20 protein-coding genes are annotated in these 20,988 nt (G+C 69.0%); 12 read left to right on the top strand and 8 right to left on the bottom strand.

Annotation, left to right across the window (positions count from 1 at the left end; translation table 11 throughout):
- The first annotated feature begins 640 nt into the window (after positions 1–640).
- The 12 genes from JNO44_RS38155 (at position 641) to JNO44_RS38100 (ending at position 9,887) form a co-directional block, all read left to right on the top strand.
- The gene (locus tag JNO44_RS38155) at positions 641–955 is read left to right on the top strand and encodes an ESX-1 secretion-associated protein (RefSeq protein ID WP_205368580.1); all 315 of its coding nucleotides are present in this window, start codon (positions 641–643) and stop codon (positions 953–955) included.
- Between the two features lies 1 nt (position 956).
- Entirely contained in the window at positions 957–1,331 is a 375-nt protein-coding gene (locus JNO44_RS38150; RefSeq protein ID WP_205368579.1) for a WXG100 family type VII secretion target, read from the top strand.
- Positions 1,328–1,642: a WXG100 family type VII secretion target gene (locus tag JNO44_RS38145; protein WP_205368578.1), complete on the top strand. Its 315-nt coding sequence runs from the start codon at positions 1,328–1,330 to the stop codon at positions 1,640–1,642. Before JNO44_RS38150 ends, JNO44_RS38145 begins: the two co-directional genes overlap by 4 nt.
- A gap of 5 nt (positions 1,643–1,647) precedes the next feature.
- On the top strand, positions 1,648–2,775 hold the full coding sequence (locus JNO44_RS38140) for a WXG100 family type VII secretion target (protein ID WP_205368577.1): 1,128 nt from the start codon (positions 1,648–1,650) through the stop codon (positions 2,773–2,775).
- A 261-nt stretch (positions 2,776–3,036) separates the two neighbouring features.
- Positions 3,037–3,387, top strand: a complete 351-nt coding sequence (locus JNO44_RS38135; protein WP_205368576.1) for a hypothetical protein — start codon at positions 3,037–3,039, stop codon at positions 3,385–3,387.
- Between the two features lie 357 nt (positions 3,388–3,744).
- Positions 3,745–4,359 carry a hypothetical protein gene (locus tag JNO44_RS38130; protein ID WP_205368575.1) on the top strand — a complete coding sequence of 205 codons (615 nt, stop codon included), beginning with the start codon at positions 3,745–3,747 and terminating at the stop codon, positions 4,357–4,359.
- A gap of 308 nt (positions 4,360–4,667) precedes the next feature.
- Positions 4,668–5,510 (top strand): hypothetical protein, encoded by an 843-nt coding sequence (locus JNO44_RS38125; RefSeq protein WP_205368574.1) that lies wholly within the window; start codon positions 4,668–4,670, stop codon positions 5,508–5,510.
- A 408-nt stretch (positions 5,511–5,918) separates the two neighbouring features.
- A complete protein-coding gene (locus JNO44_RS38120; RefSeq protein ID WP_205360206.1) occupies positions 5,919–6,437 on the top strand; it encodes a helix-turn-helix domain-containing protein in 519 nt (172 codons plus the stop codon).
- Positions 6,401–7,030 (top strand): transposase, encoded by a 630-nt coding sequence (locus JNO44_RS38115; protein ID WP_205368573.1) that lies wholly within the window; start codon positions 6,401–6,403, stop codon positions 7,028–7,030. The genes JNO44_RS38120 and JNO44_RS38115 overlap by 37 nt, the downstream gene beginning before the upstream one ends.
- A 179-nt stretch (positions 7,031–7,209) precedes the next feature.
- Entirely contained in the window at positions 7,210–7,509 is a 300-nt protein-coding gene (locus JNO44_RS38110) for a hypothetical protein (RefSeq protein ID WP_205368572.1), read from the top strand.
- A 598-nt stretch (positions 7,510–8,107) separates the two neighbouring features.
- The gene (locus JNO44_RS38105) at positions 8,108–8,917 is read left to right on the top strand and encodes an SDR family NAD(P)-dependent oxidoreductase (RefSeq protein WP_205368571.1); all 810 of its coding nucleotides are present in this window, start codon (positions 8,108–8,110) and stop codon (positions 8,915–8,917) included.
- 193 nt (positions 8,918–9,110) lie between these two features.
- Complete coding sequence (locus JNO44_RS38100; RefSeq protein WP_205368570.1) at positions 9,111–9,887, top strand: GNAT family N-acetyltransferase; 777 nt, start codon at positions 9,111–9,113, stop codon at positions 9,885–9,887.
- Between the two features lie 117 nt (positions 9,888–10,004).
- On the opposite strand, the gene JNO44_RS38095 is transcribed toward JNO44_RS38100, so the two are convergent.
- The 8 genes from JNO44_RS38095 to JNO44_RS38060 form a co-directional block, all read right to left on the bottom strand.
- Complete coding sequence (locus tag JNO44_RS38095) at positions 10,005–10,661, bottom strand: GNAT family N-acetyltransferase (RefSeq protein ID WP_205371268.1); 657 nt, start codon at positions 10,659–10,661, stop codon at positions 10,005–10,007.
- A 674-nt stretch (positions 10,662–11,335) separates the two neighbouring features.
- A complete protein-coding gene (locus JNO44_RS38090) occupies positions 11,336–11,788 on the bottom strand; it encodes an ester cyclase (protein ID WP_205368569.1) in 453 nt (150 codons plus the stop codon).
- A 46-nt stretch (positions 11,789–11,834) separates the two neighbouring features.
- Entirely contained in the window at positions 11,835–12,155 is a 321-nt protein-coding gene (locus JNO44_RS38085) for a nuclear transport factor 2 family protein (protein WP_205368568.1), read from the bottom strand.
- A gap of 14 nt (positions 12,156–12,169) precedes the next feature.
- Complete coding sequence (locus JNO44_RS38080; protein ID WP_205368567.1) at positions 12,170–13,645, bottom strand: ATP-binding protein; 1,476 nt, start codon at positions 13,643–13,645, stop codon at positions 12,170–12,172.
- Complete coding sequence (locus tag JNO44_RS38075; protein WP_205368566.1) at positions 13,642–14,859, bottom strand: IS701 family transposase; 1,218 nt, start codon at positions 14,857–14,859, stop codon at positions 13,642–13,644. The genes JNO44_RS38080 and JNO44_RS38075 overlap by 4 nt, the downstream gene beginning before the upstream one ends.
- Before the next feature lie 471 nt (positions 14,860–15,330).
- Positions 15,331–16,905, bottom strand: a complete 1,575-nt coding sequence (locus tag JNO44_RS38070; protein ID WP_205368565.1) for a Na+/H+ antiporter — start codon at positions 16,903–16,905, stop codon at positions 15,331–15,333.
- On the bottom strand, positions 16,902–18,797 hold the full coding sequence (gene glgB, locus JNO44_RS38065; RefSeq protein WP_205368564.1) for a 1,4-alpha-glucan branching protein GlgB: 1,896 nt from the start codon (positions 18,795–18,797) through the stop codon (positions 16,902–16,904). Before glgB ends, JNO44_RS38070 begins: the two co-directional genes overlap by 4 nt.
- Positions 18,798–18,803: 6 nt before the next feature.
- Positions 18,804–20,954, bottom strand: a complete 2,151-nt coding sequence (locus JNO44_RS38060) for an alpha-1,4-glucan--maltose-1-phosphate maltosyltransferase (RefSeq protein WP_205368563.1) — start codon at positions 20,952–20,954, stop codon at positions 18,804–18,806.
- Positions 20,955–20,988 lie beyond the last annotated feature (34 nt).

Below are 20,988 nucleotides of genomic sequence, written 5' to 3'. Positions count from 1 at the left end.
ACCGGACGCCACCGTCGTCCTTGTCCTGGTCATCGTGACGCTCACCGGCACATTCCCGGTCTACCGGCGGGTCGCCAAAGTAAGCCCCCACGGCTGGTGTTCCTCTACACGACCGTGGCCAACGTCATCGAGCGGCCGGACGAAGTGAAGATCGACGCCTGCTCAAACGAGGCGGATACCTCCTTCACGCTGCGGGGAACGGATCCAGCCGGCAGCCGCGGAGTGGTTCACCCGGGGGAAAGAAGCCGCAGATCGCGAAGCATCTGGAGGACACCGAGCGGTCCGTGGCGCGCTGGCGACGCACGTGGCACGAAGCCGGTGTGCAAGGACTGGCCTCCCGGCTCGTGCCTCCGTGCCGGCCTCGTCATCGTCACATTCGTCGCCGGGTGGCACGGTGTTCGGCGTGTCCACGGAGGCGCAACGAGGGTGGTGAGGGGCGGCCTGGCACGGTGTTGTCCTGCGGTGACGTGGCGTGATCCGGTCGGTGAACGGCCAGCATTCGACGCCTCACCTACCCCTGGCCGTCAAGGGTCCGTGAAATCCGTGGCCGGTGAGCCCAATCCACGGGACCCGTCTGCCTAGCCTCCCTGAGCGTAATGATCACCACGACAACGCTACGAGATCACCACGGGGGTCAGTCTTGACGCGCAACTTTTTCTCCTTCCGTCCCGAACCGGCTACCGTGCTGGCCAAGGGCCTAACCGTATCCGCCGACCATCTCGACAGTCGCGTCCGTGAGTTCGCCGCGCAGGCCGGGAACGTGACCGACACCTTCGGCTCGAGCTCTGGGTCCTCCGAGGCCCGCTCCCTGTACGCGCCGATGACCCGCCATGCGGCGACGGCCCTTCGAGAGATATCCGCGGACCTGCGGGACCACGCCTCCGGTCTGCATCACGCCGTCGCCTCTTACGAGGGCGCCGAGTACGCGCGGGCTCAGCAGTTCTGGGGGAAGTGACATGACCAACCAGCAGCAGGAGCAGCGGGTACAGCGGATGGAGATTGAGCAGATCGCGATGAGCTTCGACCTGTTCGCCCCCGACGCGGACCCGTCCGCACTCCGGTCCTGCGCCGAAGCATGGCGGCGCATGGCCAACGACCTGAAGACCACGATCGAGGCCCAGGACCAGGAGGCCACCCTCCTCGGCGACAGCTGGATCGGCGCGGCCTCCGACACCTTCCACGCCCGCTGGAGCCACACCAAAGAGAAGGCGGAGAAGGCCCTGCCGCACTTCGCCGCCGTCGCCGAGCAGCTGGACCACGCAGCCGACGTCATCCAGAAGGCCAACGGAGAGCACGTTCATCGCCGGGAGCCGGTCGGGGGCCACTCATGACGCACGAACACTTCACCGTGCACCCGGACAAACTCCGTGCATTGTCCAAGGGCTTCGCGCACACGGCTGACCGGCTCGACGAACAGGTCGCACGCTTTGCCGACAAGGCGGAGAACGTGGACGACGCGTTCGGAGTGCTCAGCGAATCCACCGAAGCCCTAGCGCAGTACGTAGAAATGACGAAGGCCACGGTGCACAGCCTTCAGCAGCTCTGCCGGCAACTGGCCGGATACGCCAGCGGGCTCGACCGCTCGGCGGCCGGATACGAGTCCACCGACGCGCAGCACACGGCCATGTTCAAGGGGGCGTAGCGGGGGTGGCGGAGGAACAGCAGCACATCGAGAAAAGCTTCAACATCCTCAAACCCGGCGGGAATCCCGAGGTGCTGCGGAAGTGCGCCGCGGCCTGGCAGGAGATGGCCCAGGACCTACGGACGGCGAGCGCCGATCTGAACCGGCAGGTGGAGGATCTGGATAAGGCCGACTGGGACGGCCAGGCCGCCGCCGGATTCCGCGCCCACTGGGCGCACACCAAACAGCAGATCGATCACTCGCTGCCCAGGTTCCAAGAAGTGGCAAAGGAGTTGGAGCAGGCGGCGAACCATATTGAGGACACCAACAAGCAGGTCCAACGCGTCCTGGAGGAGCTCGCGGTCACCGCGGCCGTGGGCATCGGACTGACCGTCATCACCGCCGGCTTTTCCGACCTGGTGGCCGCCGCGGGTGCGGCGGCTGAGGTCGCCGAGGCGGGCACCGTCGTCGCCCGGCTCGGCAGGCTGCTCAAGGAGGTCGAATCGGCCCTGGCGACCCTTCACAAACTGATGGAGGGCAACAAGTACCTGAAATTCGGCATGGATTTCGCTTCGAACACCGCGGGTAACTTCACCGGAAACGTGCTGAACCAGGCGTTCACCGGCCAGAAGGTCGACGTGAAACAGGACTTTCTGGACGCGGCGATGGCCGGCGGCGCGGGCTCCTTGCTGGGAGCGGGCGGCAAGGCTCTGGGCCACGATATGTCCGGCGGGCTCGGCAAGGTCTTCAAGGGGGAGGGATTCTGGGGGAAGGCGGCCCATGGTGCGGTCACCAGCGGGGCCGGCCAGATGGCCGCCGACGGCGTCGATATTGCCAACAACCACGCGGGCGACAAGACAACCGACAGCCTCATCCCCGATCTGATCACCAGTGCCCTCGGCGGCGCGGTGGCCGGAGGGGCAGTGCACGCTGGCGAATCCTGGTACGAGCGCGGCGGATTCGGCGGAGGGGGGCGGCACCGCGACCCTGACACCGGCCCGAACTTCGATCGTGGACGGGAGGCGGCCACCAATGGCGTGGTGTACGGAGACGCCAATGCCACCGAGACCGATCGCACCGCCAAACATCCGGACAGCCCGTTTGACCAGCCTCGCTCCGCACTAACCGATCCTGACGGCGCCTACGACGGCTGAGGGGAGCAGACAGCAATGTGGGGGCGGGTACGGAAGAGCGTTCGTCAATATCGCCAAGACCCTGAATGGCACAGCTACCGGAAGCGTGAATCCGGGGACTGGCACCGCCAGTTCGGACGACCCGGATATCCCTTCGGGACGCTCCGCAACCACGCCAGGCACGTGCTACAAGGGCGGGTACGGGGATATGAGACGACGCTCTTCCACCTCGCTGCCGTTTACAGAGGCGGACCGCACGCCACCGATGTCAGCTGGTACTCGGTGGCAGTGCTGACTCTGCCGGGCGCGCTGCCCGCCGCCACGGTCTCTGTCGCCAGCCTGGTGCGCTGGCTCAACACGGTTCCCCTCCCACCCCGCGCCGGCACCCCCGTCTACCTACCCCCGCGCCGCAAACCCCACGTGATCATGTGCTCCGCCAACCATGCCTTCGCCAAGTCGGTTTTCACCGAGCGAGTGATCCACATGACGGCCGACGCCAAGATGGGCTGGCGGCTGCACGAGAACCAAATGATCGGATGGATCAACAACTACAAGCCGTACGACCAACTCATCGGGCTCGCGGAGACGATGGCCGATATCGTCGACGAGTTTCCGGCGGACGTGTGGAGGTAGAGCGGGGACACGCACTTCCGTGACGCTTCCGGTACAGCTGCTGACTTGTAGGCGTGGTGTCGTGGGGGCTCACAGATGGTGATGGTCGCGGAGAATTCTGATACCGCACTGCGCCGCCTCGCTCATCGCAGGAAAGCCCCCCGACGGGCTCTTGATGGAATTCACCCATGTCAGAACCTGGAGTCCGGCCTCCTGACTAAGCACATGCCCCGCGGCGGTGAGGTTGAGTCGGGAGCAGGGGGAGGATCGGGAATGGTGCGCTGGGAACAGAAGGTGGTGACAGGGCGTCACCGAGTAGGCGGTCCACGCCTCGTACCGCAGCGGCGCTGGCTGCGGCCGGGCGGCCCCGGTACCCCGGTGCGTAGGCTGGTCGTCCTGCTGCTGATCCCGCCGTCGGCACTCACTCTGCTCGTTGCCGGGGCGGTAGCGCCGTTCGGTTGGATGCTGCTGCTCGCGGTCATCCTGGGGGCCGTCGCCGTCATCGGTCTGGCCGTGGCGGTGTTCTGGGCATTTCCGTCGCCGGCTCCGGACCCACCGGGGGTGCTGCTGTCGCTGATACTCGGCCTGGTGCTCGCCCCTCTGGTGCTGGCCGCCAAGGCGTCGCATGCCTATGTGCTGGAGGTGCGCGGGATGACACGGCCGGCCGTCGTCACGCGGGTCGTCGAGCACCACGGGAAGTCCACCTCGTACGAGTGCGTCTTGCGTTACGGAGGAGGGGGCCAGGGGCCGGGGAGCGTCTCTTGCGAGGAGGATGACCGGGTCGGCGACGAAGTGCGGGTGGTCTGGGATCCCGAGGGGGCGGTCAAACCGGAATTCGAGCGGGATGTGGGGGACGCGTCGTCCTACGCGGACTTCGCCGTGGCCGCGGATCTCCTGGTGATGTGCTTGACCGACGGGGTGGCCGCCGTGGGGTTCGTGAAGCGGCGCACGGATGCCCGCTCCCGTGCCGCGGCAACTCCCGGCGGCGCCTGAGCTGTCGCCCGCGGCGCTGCGCCTACCTCATGCGGCGCACCCACCACGTCACACTGTCGCAGCACACCACCGCGCTGTCCCGCCACCCGATGCGGCCGGGCCGGAGAAAGAGTGGATGACCTACCCGTCCCGTCCAGTGCTGACCGCTGCGTCGGTTCCCCGCACGCCCCCCTGTTCCCCGTCGGCGGGGCGGTGGCACCCCTGGGATGGCTGGCCTCATCGCTCCCCGTCGGCCAAGTCGCCACTCTGGTATCCGAACTGGTGGCAGCCGACATCGCCGCCGTCAGCCGCCGAGGGTAGCAAGCCTGATGTTCGCTGCCCCTGAGCCAGCCGTCAGGGACCGCATGCTCTCCGCCCGCCACCACGCCTGCGTCCTGCTGGACGCCGTCGATGCCGCGGGCGGAAAGGTGTGGGGATACGAGGGTCGGACGCTGTCCGGGGCTGTGACGGCCCCGGATGGCCTCGCCTGGCTCCGACTGGTCAGCGAACCCGAGGACAAAACAGGCGGGAAGCTGTGGGAGGGCCCCAAGGAAGCGGAACGATCCGTACCTGCCGCGGTGCCACGGCCACGTCTGCTCGGATTGCGGGACTGGTCGGCCGACGGCTGGGCTCACCGGGCCGGGCTCTGCCAGCACGTCGACACACCACCGGTGTCCCGCAGTCCCGTTCTCCACCACGGCGTGGACCTACCGGACGCCTGGTGGCACGACCTCCACCAGGCACTGGACCACCTCACGCGCGTCGACACCGGCCGCCAGGTGGTGCGCGAGCAGTACATCCGCCGCCGCGTCCCCGAATACACCGGCATCACCTCCCGCGAGATCACCTGGGCAACAGCACACGGTGACCTCCACTGGGCCAACCTCACCGGACCTCAGCTGCGTCTCATGGACTGGGAGGGCTGGGGCACCGCCCCCACCGGCTACGACGCCGCGACCCTCTACCTGCACTCCCTTCCCGCACCTGATCTCGCAGAACGGGTCCGCAAGGAGTTCTGCAACGTCCTGGGCACTCCGGTCGGCCGGGTCGGGGAGCTGACTGCCTGTACCGAAATCCTGCAAGCAGCCAACCGCGCACCGTTCCATGCGGCCCTCGCCGACAGAGTGCGGCAGCATCTCGATCACCTGCAAGCCTCAGCTCCCAGGTCGTGATCGGTTTACTGGTGAGGCCGTCGAACTTCAGCTCACAGACCGCATCGCGGAGTGCACGAGGCCGAGCGCCCAAGTCATAGGGGGCCACACCGACGCTGATGACGCCCACACGCTTGCGTACTCGCCACTACGCACCGCTCCATCACCGGACGACGACGTCGTGTTGCTGGGTAGGCACCGACGGGTTCCTGACGGACACGGCGCTGCGGCAGAACACCGAGGGCGCGCATAACACCCGCCTTTCGTTCGGGACGAAGAGGCCGGGGTTCAAACCCCGCTGCGCCGAATGCTTTCCCGGCGTGAGCGGACGGTGGAGCACGAGCCGCCGCGTTTCGCAGCACCGGCTAAGCGGTCTTGGTGAAGTGTGGTGCTGTTTGGGTATGTGCCATACCAGGAGGGGGGTTTGGAATGGCAGGACCGTTGTGGGTGGAGCTCTCGTCGGAGGATGAGGCGGAGTTGGGGCGGCGGTTGAGGGCTCGGGACTTGCCGGTGAATGAGCGGGTGCGGTTGGAATGCGTGCGGCTGTCGGCCCAGGGCCGCAACGCTCCCGAGATCGCGTCCATTGTCGACCGGCATGTGGTCACCGTGCGCAAAGCTCTGCGCCGGTTCCTTGACGGAAGTTTCGAGGCCCTGGCCGACGCGCCCCGGTCGGGCCGGCCGCCACGGTGGACGCGCGAGGACCTGGACGCGCTGGAGGCGATGCTGGATACCGCGGCGGCTGAGGGGACCACGTGGACGCTGCCCGCTTTGGCGGAGTGGCTGCGCCGAGAGCGTGGGGTAAATGTCGATTCTTCCTGGCTGTCGGTGCTGCTGCACCGGGACGGTTTCCGCTGGAAACGTACCCGCGACAGTCTGCGGCACAAGGCCGGCCCGGCCCTCCAGGCCGCCGCGTGGGAGCGGCTGGAGGGCCTACGGCTGTACGGCTGAGGGCCGAAGCCGGTACCGAGGATCTGTACTGCCTGGACGAGTCCGGGTTCTCTCCGACCCTGCCCACCGGTTTCACCTGGGCCCGCACCGGTGTCCGCGCTGTCGTCAAGCGGGAGGACACCAAGAACCGGCGGGTCAACGTCCTGGGAGCACTGAGCGAGAGCGGGCCAGGCCCCGAACTGGTGTGGAGGGCCGTCGACCACAAAATTGACGCTTCGATGGTTCTCGACTTCGTCTGCACGCACATCGCACGCCTGCCCAAAGGAACGGACAGTCTCACTGACCCGCCGCCTGGTTGGCGGCGGGTCAGACCGTGCACGATCGTCATGGACAACGCCCAGATCCACCACGCCAGACTCTTCAAGGGACGGCGTGAAGAACTGGAGGCCATCGGCGTCCACCTGTGCTACCTCCCACCGCGATCGCCGGAGCTGAACCTCATCGAGCGCATATGGCGCTCAGTGAAGTACCAGGACATGCCCGTCCGTGCCTACACCAGCACCACCGCACTACACACCGCCGTCGACCAGGCAATGACCCGACGGGCAACAGCACTGACACCAACCACAGAAGACTTGCTCAAGACCGCTTAGCTGGCGGGGGCAGTGCTGTTGCTGTGCCCCTCCCGCGTGCTGGGGTGGTGGCCATGGTGTTGATGATCGCCCCGATGTTCGCCGCGCCACTGTGCGCCATGGACGGGTCGCGGGCTCTCGTCCTACAGACACGGGGCGTGTCACGGCCCGCGGTCATCACACGGATCACGGTTCATCACGTGAAGTCGACCACGTACGACTGCACGGTCCGCTACGGGAGTTCCGCCAAGGCGGCGACCGGCGCCGTCGGCTGCGGCGACGATGACCGGGTGGGCGACCACGTGAAGGTGGTGCGGGATCCTGGGGAACTGGTCGCACCGGAATTCGACGGGCGGGTGCGTGCTTCCCGGGCCGAGGTCGGGCTCGCCGTCGGGTGGGAGGCCGCTTTGCTGACCGTCTCGGCGTCCGCGGTGGCCGTCGGTGCCGTCGTCCGCCTCGTGTCCCGCAGCCGTGCGGCTACCCGAACCGCTGGGTCCTGACGGATGGCTCGTCGCCCTCCCCGACACACGCCATGACCTCACCCGGCCTGTCCTTGTCCGGGCAGCCGGCGACATGGCCGAGGACCTCGCCACGACCGACCCCACCGGCAGCTGCACCCCACAGCGAGCTGCGTCGCGAACGCCGCCGGGCGATTCGCCGCGATGCCTCTGCCGCTCCTCGCCGGGACCGCTGTGACGGTGGCGGCCGCGACGCGCGACCGGCGCACACCCGTGAGCTGAGCACCGGGCGGGGCGGTGAGAGTGTCCGGGAAGCCCGGTTCATCAGGGGGGCGTCAAAAGCGGTACGGCCCTCTTGAAGGCGGGTGCGGAGCGGAATTTGATGGAGCTGTGAACAGCGCCTGGCTCCTCCTCGACCGTCCGCCGTCATGGCGAAGCCGTGCCATGTCACGGCCGGCGGCCCTGTGTCGTGTGCCGCGCTGCACGGAGACCTCCGCGTCACGCTGAGACGTCTTCCGCATTCGGACGGGGCCCCTTGACCTGATCGGGCGTCCCGCCTCTTTGCGCACCCGTACGTCATGGCCCTGATCGGCCAGTACGGCGCACTCGACCCTTTTTGTTCTCTTCCCGCGAATGGATCATGTCCGTCTTCGACCTTTCCTCCCGTACCGTCCTGGTGACCGGCGCCACCTCCGGCATCGGCTACGAAACCGCTCGCCAGCTCGCCGAACGCGGGGCCACCGTCCTCGTGCACGGCCGCACCGCCGAGGCGGCGCAGGCAGCCGCCGACCGGCTCGCCGCCGCCGCGGGCATCAATGCCGCGCAACTGTGCGCGTTCTCCGCGGACTTCACGCGCCTGGAGGAGGTCGAGACGATGGCGCGCCGCGTCCTGGCCGAGCACCCGCGGCTGGACGTCCTGGTCAACAACGCCGCCACCGCCGCGCCCGAACGCCACACCCTCACCCCCGACGGCAACGAGATCTCCCTCCAGGTCAACTTCCTCGCCCACTACCTGCTGACCTGCCTCCTGGAGCCGGCGCTGACCAGTGACCCGGGCGGCCGGGTCGTCAACGTCTCCTCCTCGCTGCACCGCACCGCCTCCATCCAGTGGAACGACCCCCAGCGCGCCCGCCGCTACTCCCGGCTCGCCGCCTACGCCCAGTCACAGCTGGCGCTCACCGTCTTCGCCGCCGACCCCCGGGTCACCGCGGTCTCCGTCCACCCGGGCGTCTGCGAGACGGACCTGCTCTCCCTCTACGGCATCGAGGGCGGCACCGCGGCGCAGGGCGCGGCCCATGTGGTCCGGCTGTGCGACCCGGCCATCGACGTCATCAACGGCGCCTACTACGACCGCGACAAGCGCGTCGACCCGGCGCCCGCTGCCACCGGGGACCGCACCGTCAGGCGGCTCAGCAAACTCGCCGACCATCTCGTCGGCCAGCACGCCTGAGCCACGCACCACCAACTGAGGGACCATCAGGCGGTCGCCCGTAGAACGAAAGGCACATGCGCGTCCCGTGTCCAAGCGCGCCCGCAAGAAGAACGCCAACCACGGCAGCAAGGCCGGCCAGAGCTGAATCGCTGGGCGGGGCGGCGTTCGGTCGCCCCGCCCGTGCACCCTGCGAGCCTCACAAGGAGCCCCTGTGATCGAGCTGTCCCCCACACAAGCCACCGCAGTGGCCCACTGGTTCACAGCCGTTCCCCCTGGGGCGAAGGCTCTTGCCGAACACGCGCTGACCCCGGGAGCCGGTCACTGGTGGGCCGACCGTCCCCTCGCTCCCCGAGCCGTCACGGTGGCCTGCGCCGACCACCTGCTGCTCCGCGGCGACCCAACCGCCCTGGCCCCGCTCGCGCTCGCCCCGTTCGCTGCGCACTACGTCCAGGCACCGGCCCGCTTCCTCCCCCTGCTGGCCAGCGCGTTCGACCTCATCGTGCCGTGGGAGCGCATGGGATACGTCCACCGCGTTCCCGTATTGCCGCCGCGCCCGCCCCGCGGAGTGACGGTGCGTCGGCTGACACCCGCGGATGCACCCGCGGTTGCCGCGTTGGGGCCCGAGTCGGGCTGGATTCATGCCAGTTGGGGTGGTCCGGCCGACCTCGCCGCCTCCGGTCACGGGTGGGCGGCCTTCGTGAAGGACAGGGTGCTCGCCCTGGCCTGCACGTACTTCCGCGGCAGCGCATACGAGGACGTCGCCTGCCTCACCGTCCCCGAACACCGCCGCCAGCGCCTCGCACTGGCCTGCGTCGCCGCCCTGTGCCAGGACATCACCGCCCGAGGTCACACCCCCAGCTGGACCTGCTCCCGCGACAACCGCCCCAGTCGGCTCCTCGCCTGGACCGCCGGCTTCCGCCTGGAGCACGAGTACGTCCACTACCGCACCGGGCGACCCGTCCGCCGCGTCGCAGAGCTCGCCGCCTGAACACCACCGACATCGAGGAGTCCTCTTGACGACCCGCCGCACCCCTCTCACCACCCTCGCGTCGGCGAAGATCCTCAACGACGACCACGAACTGTCCCGGTGCCCGGGCGCTCTGCGTCAGGTACGGACTGGCTTGTGCATCACTCCGGCGAGCGGGGAATGAATGGTCCATCCCAGGGCCTCGTAAAGCGCTCGGCCGTCCGTGCTCGCTGCCAGCACACCCACTGTGGCGCCGCGCGCCGCCGCGGCGTTCGCCAGCGTGTGCATCACCACTGTGCCCAGCCCCCGGCGCCGGTGGGCGGGATCGGTCTTGACCCGGTCGACGACCGCGGTATCGCCGGTGGCCGCGATCTGGCCGCGGGCGGCGGGGGACCCGTCGTGGCTGAGGACGCGTACGTAGGTGACGGCCTCGTGCGTTTCGGTCGTGACACGGTAGCCGCAAGGAGGTTGTGCCGTGCCTGGTTGCAGATCGGCAGCCATCAGGAAGGCGGGGTTCTGGTTGTCTGGTACCCAGTCCGCGCCGGTCCACGAGACCGCCGTCTCCAAGGGCATCAACGCCTTTATTCGGGTGCCGGGTGCGCCGACGCTGCGGGCCACGGTGCGGACGGTCACCTCGTCGGTGTCGATCAGCACGTGGCGGGTCGTGTGGTTCGGGAGGCCGACATCGATGCGGAGGCCCCAGGCTTCCTCCACCGGCGGGGGTGTTCGCCGGGAGACGGTCCAGCCCGCCACCCAGGCCCTGGCGAGATCCGGCAACTGCTGTGCTGTGCCCATGTTCACGGGGCGACACGGTAGTCCGGTTCCGGGCCCACTGATCAGCCGGGGTGCGTGCCGCTGGGCTATGAGGTCTAAGGCGTGCTGCCGGAATGTCGAGTCCGGTGGCGGCAAGGCGTCCGTCGAGGAAGGCGCTGCGGTACTGGATCTCTCGCCGGCCTCGCCGTCGGAATTCTCCCGTCGAGCGGATTCCGGCCGCCTCGGCCACTTCGTCGGCTACGTCGTCAGCATGTCCCGGGTCCGGACTGGCGCCGTCATGCCCTTGACCGGCCTCGACGAGGTGGTGCCGATGGCGCTCGGCGGCGTGCCGGAGGGCAGCGCCATCCTCGAAGTCGCCACCGGCTCTGCCTCGCGGTGCGCAGCGTCCGCTCATCCGGATCGAGAGTGGACGTTCCGCGATCAGGATTGTCGGGACATGGCGCATGGTTCCGGTGCGCACGGCAGTTCGGTGTCGAAGTTCCGTATGGGCGGCATCCCAGTGCTCCTGCGAGGTCCACGGCCGGTGGGCATGGTGGCACATGCGTTCCGGGCGGCGAACCCGCCACCAGCGAAGGTGCCGGTCACACCGGTCGCACCGAAGACCGAGGCGAGCCCGGCCAGGGCCCCTCCGGAACCGTTGCCGGAGGCGTTCGGGACGAGGCAGAGGGTGGCCGCCGGCGCAAGCCGGTTGTTGCTCACCGGCCGGCACCCCTTGAAGACGCTACCGGGGTGGTCAGTTGCTGATGGATGCCCCAGAGATCCAGCTGCGCCCACTGCCCGGTGACCCTGCCGTCGGTCACGTGCACGATGCGGATGGCGTGGAACGAGACCTTGCGCCCCGTCGCCGGTACGCCCAGGAACTCCCCGGCATGCGTGGCCTCCACGCGGAAGCGGATGGTGACGGCGTCCCGCCCTTCCACGACCTCCTCCTCGTGCATTTCCAGGCCGGTCCAGGGCCGGACCATGTTCTTCTCGTAGTGGGTGAGTGCGATCTCGAAGTCGGTGAGCCAGTCGGTGAGCCCGAGGCATTTCTCGCGCCAGTTGTCGGCGTCGATGAACCGAGCCGCTCCTTTCATGTCGCCAGCGAGCAGGCAGGCGTTCCATGCCCGGTAGGTTTCCAGCGGTCCGGACTTCGTGAGGGGCGTCATGGAAGTTCCCTTTCTCTGTGGTCCTGTTGAACAGTCCGCTGTCAGGTCAGTCACCGAGGAATACGGCCGTCTGCCGCCAGATCTTTCCGTCGCGCAGCACCAGCGTCCCCAGGGCGTCTCTTTGCCGGTCTCCCACATTCATCACGGCTCGGTAGAACAGGGTGTCCGCGCATTCGGCGTACTGGAGCAGTTCCACGAGCCACGGTTTCAGAGTGAGGTAGGCAGAAAGCATCTCCCGGATCTGCCCGGTTCCCACGCAGATTCCGTCGAATCTGACGAGGATCGCGTCCGGTGCGTAGTTCTCCATCACTGCTTCGATGTCGCCTGCGGCCAGGGCTGCCAATTGGCGTTCGAGTACGGCGTGCATGTAAGGCATCTCCCTCAGGGGTTTCCGTTGACCGGTATCCGTGCGACCAGCCAGGTGCTGCCCGGTGCCGAGCGCGCGGTGAGCGATCCGCCGTGCCGCTGGGTGACGATCCGGTACGAGAGGTGCAGCCCGAGGCCAGTCCCTTTGCCGACGTCTTTGGTGGTGTAGAAGGGCTCGAAGATCCGGGAGAGCGCGTCGGCGGGGATCCCATGGCCCGTGTCCCCGATCTCGACGGTCAGGCAGCCGCCCTGGAGGCAGGTGCGCAGGGTCAGTGTGCCGTTTCCATGCATGGCGTCCACCGCGTTGTCGATCAAATTGGTCCACACCTGGTTGAGTTCGGTGGGGTAGCCGGTCACCGCCGGGAGATCCGGCGCGTAGTCGCGGATGATCCGCACTCCGGCCAGCTGGGGCCGCATCATGGTGAGCGTGGCTTCCAGCCCGGCGGTGACGGAGAACTCCTGCCGTGGGGCGCGGTCGACGTTGGCATAGTCCCGGGTCGCGGCGACCAATGCGGAGATTCTCGGTGCTGCCGACCGCAGCTGGTCCGTCAGCGCGCGGGCTTCGAGGAGCGCGGACGTCTGGTCGAGCGCGGCGGCGAGGACGCCTGGCCGGAGGCCCGTCGTCCTCGCCGCCGGCCAGCCCCGGTCCAGCCCACGCTCGGCCAGCGCGGTGGCCAGGGGCGCCGGCCGTGCCGCGCCCCGCTCGGCCGCCCAGTCGGCCACGGCGTCTTCGCGGTCCGTGAGGTCGAAGGGATCGGAGTCGGCGGTGAGCGGCGTCCGTAGGATCTCGCCGACCAGCTCGCTCAGGTCGAACCGTTCGTGGGCGGTGGCCATGCTCCCCCAACGCTGTGCGGTTTCGACGAGTCGGTCGAGCGCCGGCGTCAAGTCCTGTGCGGCGCGCGCCACGGCCGCCGCTGGGTTGTTGAGCTCGTGGGCCAGGCCCGCTGCGAGCGTCCCCAGAGCGGTGACCGTGGCCCGGTTCCTGGCCTGGATCTCCGAGGAGGTGATGCGCCAGGCGAGGACCGGCAGCAGTACGCGTGCCACGGTCGGGCAGCGCACGAGCATGTCGTAGAAGACCTGCTTGGGGCAGGCGAGGATCACCGTGTGGCCGGACGCGGTGGCGGTGGCCACGTAGCTCCCGTCGGTCAGGAGTGGCAGCTCTCCGGTGAAGCGGTGCGCGGCGGACGGTTTGCCGTCGTGTCCGTCGCCGGGGCGTGGGCGGGTACTGTGCCGGGTGAGTAATTCCTCCCGGCCGTCCACGAGTTTGGTGACGACGAGTTCGCCCTTGAGGAGCACGTAGAAGTGGGTCGCCGGGTCGCCGTCCTGGAACAGGGTGTCGCCGTCTTCCAAGGGGCGCTCCTCGGCCCCTTCTGAGAGCCAGTCCAGCTGGTCGTCGGTCATCTCCGCGAAGAGCTCGATCTCCCGAAGTCGTCTGCGGCGCTGGAGGTTCGCGTCCGGTGTCCGGGCGTCTGGTGTGCTCGCTTCCGTCATCGCGATCCGATCAGCCGTCGCAACGGGAGGGCCGGCGCGTAGGGCGCGCCGCTGCGTCCCGCAGCTCGGGACAGGACGGATATCGCGTGCGCGAGGGAGACGAGGGTGGCGTGGTGGTGCCAGCCGCGGAAGGTCCGTCCGGCGAAGTCGCGGACGCCCACTCGGTCGCTGATCTCGTGGAGGTCCTGGGACACCCGCCGGGTGAGTCTGGCGATCCGGAACAGCGCCGAGGAGGAGAGGTGACTGACATTGGACAGCCAGAATTCCGTGGGGCGGGTGCTGGCCGGATCCGTCCAGGCTCCGACCAGGAGGAGCGGAGGCGTTCCCATCGCGCGGGTCATGTGGCCGACGGGTGTCGGCAGCCCCACGCGGGTACCGACCACTTTGCTGACGCGGTGCCGCGACCGGCCGAAGTCCCGCCATTCCACCGCCGCGGCCTGGTCCTTGAGCGCCTCGGTAAGCTGGTGTGCCGGGAGGGTGCGCCGCTCGGAGACCGCCCGTGCGGGATCGGAGGCGACGACCGGAAGGGAGCCTTCGATGCGGAGCACGAAGGGGACGCGGCGTCCGGTGAATGTCCTGACGGCCCTCGGGAGGTCGGCGTTGGGCACGGACATCACGACCGGCCGGGGTGTGAGGCGCCATTCCTGCGCCATGTCGACCACCGAGTCGATGGCGCACTCCAGGGGGGTCGTGGCTCCGATGCGATCGGGAATCGCGGCCCGCTTGCGCTGCTCCGGTACTGCCACCCAGCTCGTGGGCAGGGCAAGCTGCCAGTCCACGGGGCAGCTGGATACCTCCGAGGCCAGCCAGACAGTGGAACTCTGCTGGCAGTTGGCCACTTTTCCGAGGCCGATGGCGAATTGGCGCTCGACTCCGACCGAGTGCTTCCCGGCCTTGGGGACCACGAGCGGTTCGACGATCCAGGCACGCGGCTGGATCTCGCGGTCCATATGGCGGGCGAGGGATTGCCGTACCGGCCTCCAGTCCCACGGAGAGCTGCTGATGAACTGCTGGAGGCTCTGCATGGCGGTGGTGCCGGCCACGTCCGCGATGGCCTGCATCGTCTTGCGTCCCTCCGCCAGGAGGAGTCCGCGTACGTACAGTTCCCCCCAGCGCCGCTGATCACTTCTCGGAATGGAGGCGAGCAGCAGCCCGCACATTTCGTCGACATGGGAAAGCCACTGCGGATCGAGCCCTTCGAACCCGGCGTCCACACAAATCCCTCCTCGCAGCGCAGTACGAAACCAAAAATGGCGGGAAAGATTCACTGAAACGGGCGGGCCGAGGGGTGTGAAAATGCCCTTCGGCCGGTGGGGTTCCCGGATACAGTCTGCACCTCTGTATTCGATCAAATGTTGCACTGTCTAGACAGGGTGCCGACCATCAAGCCGCATCACACCGATCGTGAGAACGTCTCTGGCGTATCCATGCGCGCAACGCATGGGAGAATTTCCGTCAACTATTAAAACGGGACCGCACAACTTCGGCCAACCTGATGGGCCGTGCCTTAGCGCGTTCCATATGCCCGCCCTTGGCGGCTGACCAGCGGCCCGACCGCGGAGGGGAATTGGTGCGGTTTCCGGCAAACGGGATGATAAATCGCCGCTCTTGACAAGGCAGGCCGGTGATTGCCGACGCACCGACCGTGCCTGGGTCATGCGTTTCCAGGACACGGCCCACCTCGGTCAGCCGCGACAGAGCGCCGCTTCCTCCAGGTCCAGGTCGTGCATGACGCGCCGCAGCACCTCGTCGTTGATCCGCCCCTCCCGGCAGAGCCGGACGAACACCTGACGTTCGGCAGCAAGCATCTCCCGCCGCAGCCGACGGTAGGCGGCGGTCGGCGTTTCGCCGTCTTCCGGCCGGGTGCGTGCCGCCAGCCGCTCCCAGGCCGTGTGGCGGCGGTGCTCGGCCAACTCCCGTAGCTTCTCGACCACATGACCGGGCGTCGTGCCCTGGCCGGCGGTGATGAGCTCCTCCACGCGGGTCCAGGCGGCGCGGGCGGCGGCGTCCTGCGCCAGCGCCTCCGCGAGATCGTCGTGGTGTTCCTGCCGGTCGTCCTGGCTCAGTCCGATCCGCCGCACCACCACCGGGAAGGTGAGTCCCTGCAGCAGGAGCGTGCCGAGCACCACCGAGAAGGCGAGGAAGAGCAGCAGGTCGCGGTCGGGCATCGCGGGCGGGACGGCGAAGGCCGCGGCGAGCGAGACGACGCCCCGGATTCCCGCCCAGGAGATCAGGGCTGGATGCTGCCACGGCGGCGACGGGTCCCGCTCCCGGATCCGCGCCGACATCCGGCGGGGCAGATACGTTGCGGGGAAGATCCAGCAGATGCGTGCGAGCAGCACGGCGGTGAGGACCCCGCCGGCGTACCCGCCTAGTGTGATCGGTTCGGTGGTGTGCAACACCCTTACTACGGGGCGGAGTTGGAGGCCGATGAGGGCGAAGACGACGGATTCCAGCAGGCAGGTGGTGAGCCGCCAGGTGGCCCTCTCCTGCAACCGTGCCTCGTGCGAGGCCCCGGTGGAGTGGTGGCCCAGGTACAGCCCCGCGGCGAGCACGGCGAGAACGCCGGAGGTGTGCCACGACTCCGCGATGACATAGGCCGCGAAGGGGACGATGAGTGACACGGCGTTCTCCGTGACCGCGTCGGGAAGCCAGCGCCGGAGCCACCGCACGAGTGCGGCGAGGAGCAGGCCGGTGGCCACTCCGCCGCAGGAGGCCAGCAGGAACTCGCCGATTCCCTGGAGGAGCGAGGTGGCACCGCCGAGAGCCACGGCCACCGTGAGCCGGAAGGCGGTCATGCCGGTGGCGTCGTTGACGATGCTCTCCGCGACCAGGATGGTGGCGATCCGGCGCGGCAGCCCCAGCCGCCGGGCGATGGAGACGGCGGCTACCGCGTCGGTGGGCGCCAGGACCGCGCCCAGGACGAAGGCCACCGCCCACGGCATGCCGGGGATGACCGCGTGGGCCACGACGCCGACCACGACGACGGTGAACAGCACAAGACCGACGGAGAGCAGGCCGATCGGGCGGGCGTTGGCCCGCAGGTTCAGGTACGAACTCTCCAGCGCGTCCGAGTACACCAGCGGCGGCACGAAGACGAGCAGCGCCAGATGCGGGTCGAGGTGGTAGTCGGGGACTCCCGGCACGAACGAGACCGCAAGCCCGGTGACGACGAGAGCGATGGGGGCGGAGAGGCCGGCCCGTCGGGCCGCGGCGGTCACCAGCGTCGCGCCGACGACGAGGAGCAGCACGTCGGTCATGTGCGCTCCGGGGCGAGCCAGAGCGCACCGAGCGGAGGTAGTACCACCGAGGCCCGGGCCGGGAACCCCGCCCAGGCGCGCGGCTCGGCCCGTACACCGCCGAGATTGCCCACGCCACTCCCGCCGTAGCACAGGGCGTCGGTGTTCAGAACCTCCCGCCAGTGCCCTGCCTGGGGGAACGCGAGGGGAAAGGAACACCTGGTCTGCGGGGCGAAGTTGTATGCGCAGACGAGCGGGTCGGCGTCGGCGTCGTAGCGGACGAAGGAGAGGACGTTCTCCGCGTCCGCGTCCGCGTCGATCCACCGGAATCCGTACGGGGCGGAGTCTCCCTGCCAGAGCGCGGCGGTGCCGCGGTGGAGCCGGTTGAGGTCGCGGACCAGGTCCCGCACCCCTCGGTGATCGGCGGATCCCGGTGCGGAGGCGTCGAGCAGGTCCCAGTCCAGCGTCCCGTCGTGCCACCATTCGGCCTGCTGGGCGAACTCCTGTCCCATGAAGAGCAGTTGCCTGCCGGGATGGGCCCACATGAAGGCCAGGTAGGCGCGCAGGTCGGCGAACCGCCGCCGGCGGTCTCCCGGCATCTTCCCGAGGAGCGAGCCCTTGCCGTGCACCACCTCGTCGTGGCTGATCGGCAGGATGTAGTGCTCGCTGTGGGCGTAGGCCATGGGGAAGGTCATCTTGGTGTGGTGGTGCCGGCGGTGCACGGGGTCCTGGCGCATATAGCCGAGCGAGTCGTGCATCCACCCCATGTTCCACTTGAAGCCGAAGCCGAGGCCGCCGGCGTCGGTGGGGCGGGTGACGCCGTCCCAGGCGGTGGATTCCTCGGCGATGGTGAACGCTCCGGGGCACCGCCGGTAGACGGTGGCGTTGAGCTCCTGGAGGAAGGCGATCGCGTCGAGGTTCTCCCGTCCGCCGTGGGCGTTGGGCCGCCACTGGCCGTCTTCCCGGGAGTAGTCGAGGTAGAGCATGGAGGCGACGGCGTCCACCCGGAGGGCGTCGATGTGGAACTCCTCGCACCAGTAGACGGCGTTGGCCACCAGGAAGTTGCGGACCTGGGGGCGGCCGTAGTCGAAGACGAGGGTTCCCCAGTCGGGGTGCACGCCCCGGAGCGGGTCGGGGTGCTCGTACAGCGGGAAGCCGTCGAAGCGGGCCAGTGCCCAGTCGTCCTTGGGGAAGTGCGCGGGCACCCAGTCGAGGATCACGCCGATCCCGGCCCGGTGGCAGGCGTCGACGAGGTGGCGGAAGTCGTCGGGGCTGCCGAGGCGTCCGGTCGGGGCGTAGTACGAGGTGACCTGATAGCCCCAGGAGCCGCCGAACGGGTGCTCGGCGACGGGCATCAGCTCGATGTGGGTGAAGCCGAGGTCCGCGACGTATGCCGGCAGGACTTCGGCGAGTTGCCGGTAGGACAGGCCCGGGCGCCACGAGCCGAGGTGGACCTCGTAGACGCTCATCGGCGCCTCGTGGGGGCGCTGGTTACTTCGTCCGGCCATCCACTCCGCGTCCGTCCACCGGTGCCGGGAGGCGTGGATCCGCGATGCGGTTCCCGGCGGGCACTCGGCGGAGAAGGCGAAGGGGTCGGCCTTCTGCCGCCAGTGGCCGTCCACGCCGCGGATCTCGTACTTGTAGAGGTCCCCTTCGCCGGCCTCTGGGACGAACCGCTCCCACACGCCGGACGTGCCGTGGCGCCGCATCGGGTGCGCGCTGCCGTCCCAGTCGTTGAAGTCCCCGATGACGCGGACCGCGTGCGCACCCGGTGCCCATACGGCGAAGGACGTCCCGGTCGCGCCGGGGTGGGCGCCCATCACCTGCCAGAGCTGTTCGTGCCGACCCTCCCCGAACAGGTGGAGGTCGAGTTCTCCGAGGGAGGGAGGAAGGGTGTCGGTGACGGTCACCATGAGGTCCTAGGTCCTTTTCAGGGGGCGGATGGTGAAGACGTGGGCGACCTGGTGGCGGCCCGGGTCGAGCCGGACGTAGTTGTCCTGGCCCCAGCGGTACGTCGCTCCGCTCAGTTCGTCGTGCGCGTCGAAGGCCGCGTCCGGTTCCAGTCCGAGTGCGGACAGGCCGAGGGAGATGGTGCCGTGCTGCGCGTGGTGCGGGTCGAGGTTGATCACGACCAGCACGGCGTCCGTGCCGTTCGGGGTGGCCAGGTGTTTGGAGAAGCAGAGGAGCGCGTCGTTGTCGCTGTGGTGGAAGCGGAGGTTGCGCAGGTGGTGGAGGGCGGGGTGCCGTTCGCGGATCCGGTTGAGGGCGGTGAGGAGCGGCGCGAGGGAACGGCCCTCGGCCTCTGCGGCGGCCCAGTCCCTGGGGCGGTACTCGTACTTCTCGGAGTGCGCGTACTCCTCCCGTCCGGGGGCGGCGGCTGCCGCCTCGCACAGTTCGAAGCCGGCGTAGACACCCCAGGCCGGGGAGGCCGTCGCGGCGAGTACCGCGCGCACCTGGAAGGCCGGGCGTCCGCCCCGCTGGAGGTACTCGGGGAGGATGTCCGGGGTGTTGACGAACAGGTTGGGCCGCAGGTACGCCGCGGACTCCTCGCCGTCGCCGCCGGACAGCTCACGCAGGTACGACTCCACCTCGTCGCGGGTGTTGCGCCAGGTGAAGTAGGTGTACGACTGGTGGAAGCCGATCCGGGCGAGGGTGCGCAGCATCGCCGGGCGGGTGAAGGCTTCGGAGAGGAAGAGGACGTCCGGGTCGGTGCCGTGGATGTCGGCGAGCAGCCGCTCCCAGAACCCCACCGGTTTGGTGTGCGGATTGTCGACCCGGAAGATCCGCACTCCCTGGGCGATCCAGTGCCGCAGCAGGTCCGCGCAGGCGGCGTGGATGCCCTCGGGGTCGGCGTCGAAGTCCAGGGGGTAGATGTCCTGGTACTTCTTGGGCGGGTTCTCGGCGTAGGCGATCGAGCCGTCCGCGCGGTGGCGGAACCATTCGGGGTGCTCGTGCACCCAGGGGTGGTCCGGCGAGCACTGGAGCGCGAAGTCCAGCGCCACCTCCATCCCGAGGTCGTGGGCGGTGCGCACGAAGTCGCCGAAGTCCGCCGCAGTGCCGAGGTCCGGGTGGATGGCGTCGTGCCCGCCGGCCGGTGAACCGATCGCCCACGGTGACCCGGGGTCGTACGACCCCGCGGTGAGGGCGTTCCCCGGGCCCTTGCGATGGGTGGTGCCGATCGGGTGGATCGGCGGTAGGTACACGACCTGGAAGCCCATCGCGGCGATGGCGGGCAGTCGCTGGGCGGCGGTGTGGAAGGTGCCCGAGCGGGGCGGACGGCCGCCCGTCGGGTCGACCACTGCTCCCTCGGAGCGCGGGAAGAGTTCGTACCAGGCGCCGTAGAGGGCGCGTTCCCGGTCCACCCGGAGGGGCAACTCGGGGGAAATGGTGAGGAGTTCACGGAGCGGATGGCGTTCCAGCGCCTGGGCCACTTCGGGTGCCAGGGCGGCGGCGAGCCGTACGGATGCCGGGCGGGCGGTGTCCCTCAGGGCCGCGGCGGCGTCGGCGAGCAGCGGCTGCGCGGAGGTGCCGGCCACGGATGGACGGAGCGCTGCCCGGTCCAGCAGCCGGGCGCCTTCTTCGAGAGTCAGCTCCACGTCGCTTCCGGCGGGGACCTTCGTCTTCGCCGTGCGCCGCCAGGTGGCGACCGGGTCGCTCCATGCCTCCACCCGGTAGGTCCACTCTCCCGTCCGGTCAGCGGTGACCTCGGCGGTGAACCGGTCGGTGCCCGGGACCCGTTCCGTCATCCGGACCGTGGACCGCTCCCCGTCGGGGCCGGTGAGCACCACGTGGGCGGCAAGCTCGTCGTGGCCTTCACGGAAGATGGTCGCGGAGACCTCGAAGGGTTCCCCCGGAACCGAACGTGCCGGTCTGCGTCCGTCGTCGACCGAGGGTCGGATGTCGGTGATGAGAATGTGTCTTACGGGGGCGACGGGCCGGACGTGCTGCGGACGTGGCGGACGGAACTCCTCGTCGAAAAGACGCGCGAGGACGGTCCGTCCCAGGGGCCCCTGCCCGTTCGTCTCAGTCGTCTCGCTCGTGCCGCTCGTGTCGCTCGTGTCGCTCGTCATCGGACGTGGAACCTCCCTTTCCCGTTGTCGGCTC

The sequence above is a fragment of the Streptomyces noursei genome, assembly GCF_016917755.1.
GTDB classification, from domain to species: Bacteria; Actinomycetota; Actinomycetes; order Streptomycetales; family Streptomycetaceae; genus Streptomyces; species Streptomyces yunnanensis.
This window is presented reverse-complemented; position numbering and strand designations above follow the sequence as displayed.

Excerpts from the sequence above, each read along its gene's own strand:
- JNO44_RS38085 (WP_205368568.1), bottom strand. The coding sequence starts at position 12,155 with ATGCACGCCGTACTCGAACGCCAATTGGCAGCCCTGGCCGCAGGCGAC.
- JNO44_RS38095 (WP_205371268.1), bottom strand. The coding sequence starts at position 10,661 with ATGGGCACAGCACAGCAGTTGCCGGATCTCGCCAGGGCCTGGGTGGCG.
- glgB (WP_205368564.1), bottom strand. The coding sequence starts at position 18,797 with ATGGTGACCGTCACCGACACCCTTCCTCCCTCCCTCGGAGAACTCGAC.
- JNO44_RS38125 (WP_205368574.1), top strand. The coding sequence starts at position 4,668 with ATGTTCGCTGCCCCTGAGCCAGCCGTCAGGGACCGCATGCTCTCCGCC.
- JNO44_RS38080 (WP_205368567.1), bottom strand. The coding sequence starts at position 13,645 with ATGACGGAAGCGAGCACACCAGACGCCCGGACACCGGACGCGAACCTC.
- JNO44_RS38105 (WP_205368571.1), top strand. The coding sequence starts at position 8,108 with ATGTCCGTCTTCGACCTTTCCTCCCGTACCGTCCTGGTGACCGGCGCC.
- JNO44_RS38145 (WP_205368578.1), top strand. The coding sequence starts at position 1,328 with ATGACGCACGAACACTTCACCGTGCACCCGGACAAACTCCGTGCATTG.
- JNO44_RS38090 (WP_205368569.1), bottom strand. The coding sequence starts at position 11,788 with ATGACGCCCCTCACGAAGTCCGGACCGCTGGAAACCTACCGGGCATGG.
- JNO44_RS38120 (WP_205360206.1), top strand. The coding sequence starts at position 5,919 with ATGGCAGGACCGTTGTGGGTGGAGCTCTCGTCGGAGGATGAGGCGGAG.
- JNO44_RS38150 (WP_205368579.1), top strand. The coding sequence starts at position 957 with ATGACCAACCAGCAGCAGGAGCAGCGGGTACAGCGGATGGAGATTGAG.
- JNO44_RS38070 (WP_205368565.1), bottom strand. The coding sequence starts at position 16,905 with ATGACCGACGTGCTGCTCCTCGTCGTCGGCGCGACGCTGGTGACCGCC.
- JNO44_RS38060 (WP_205368563.1), bottom strand. The coding sequence starts at position 20,954 with ATGACGAGCGACACGAGCGACACGAGCGGCACGAGCGAGACGACTGAG.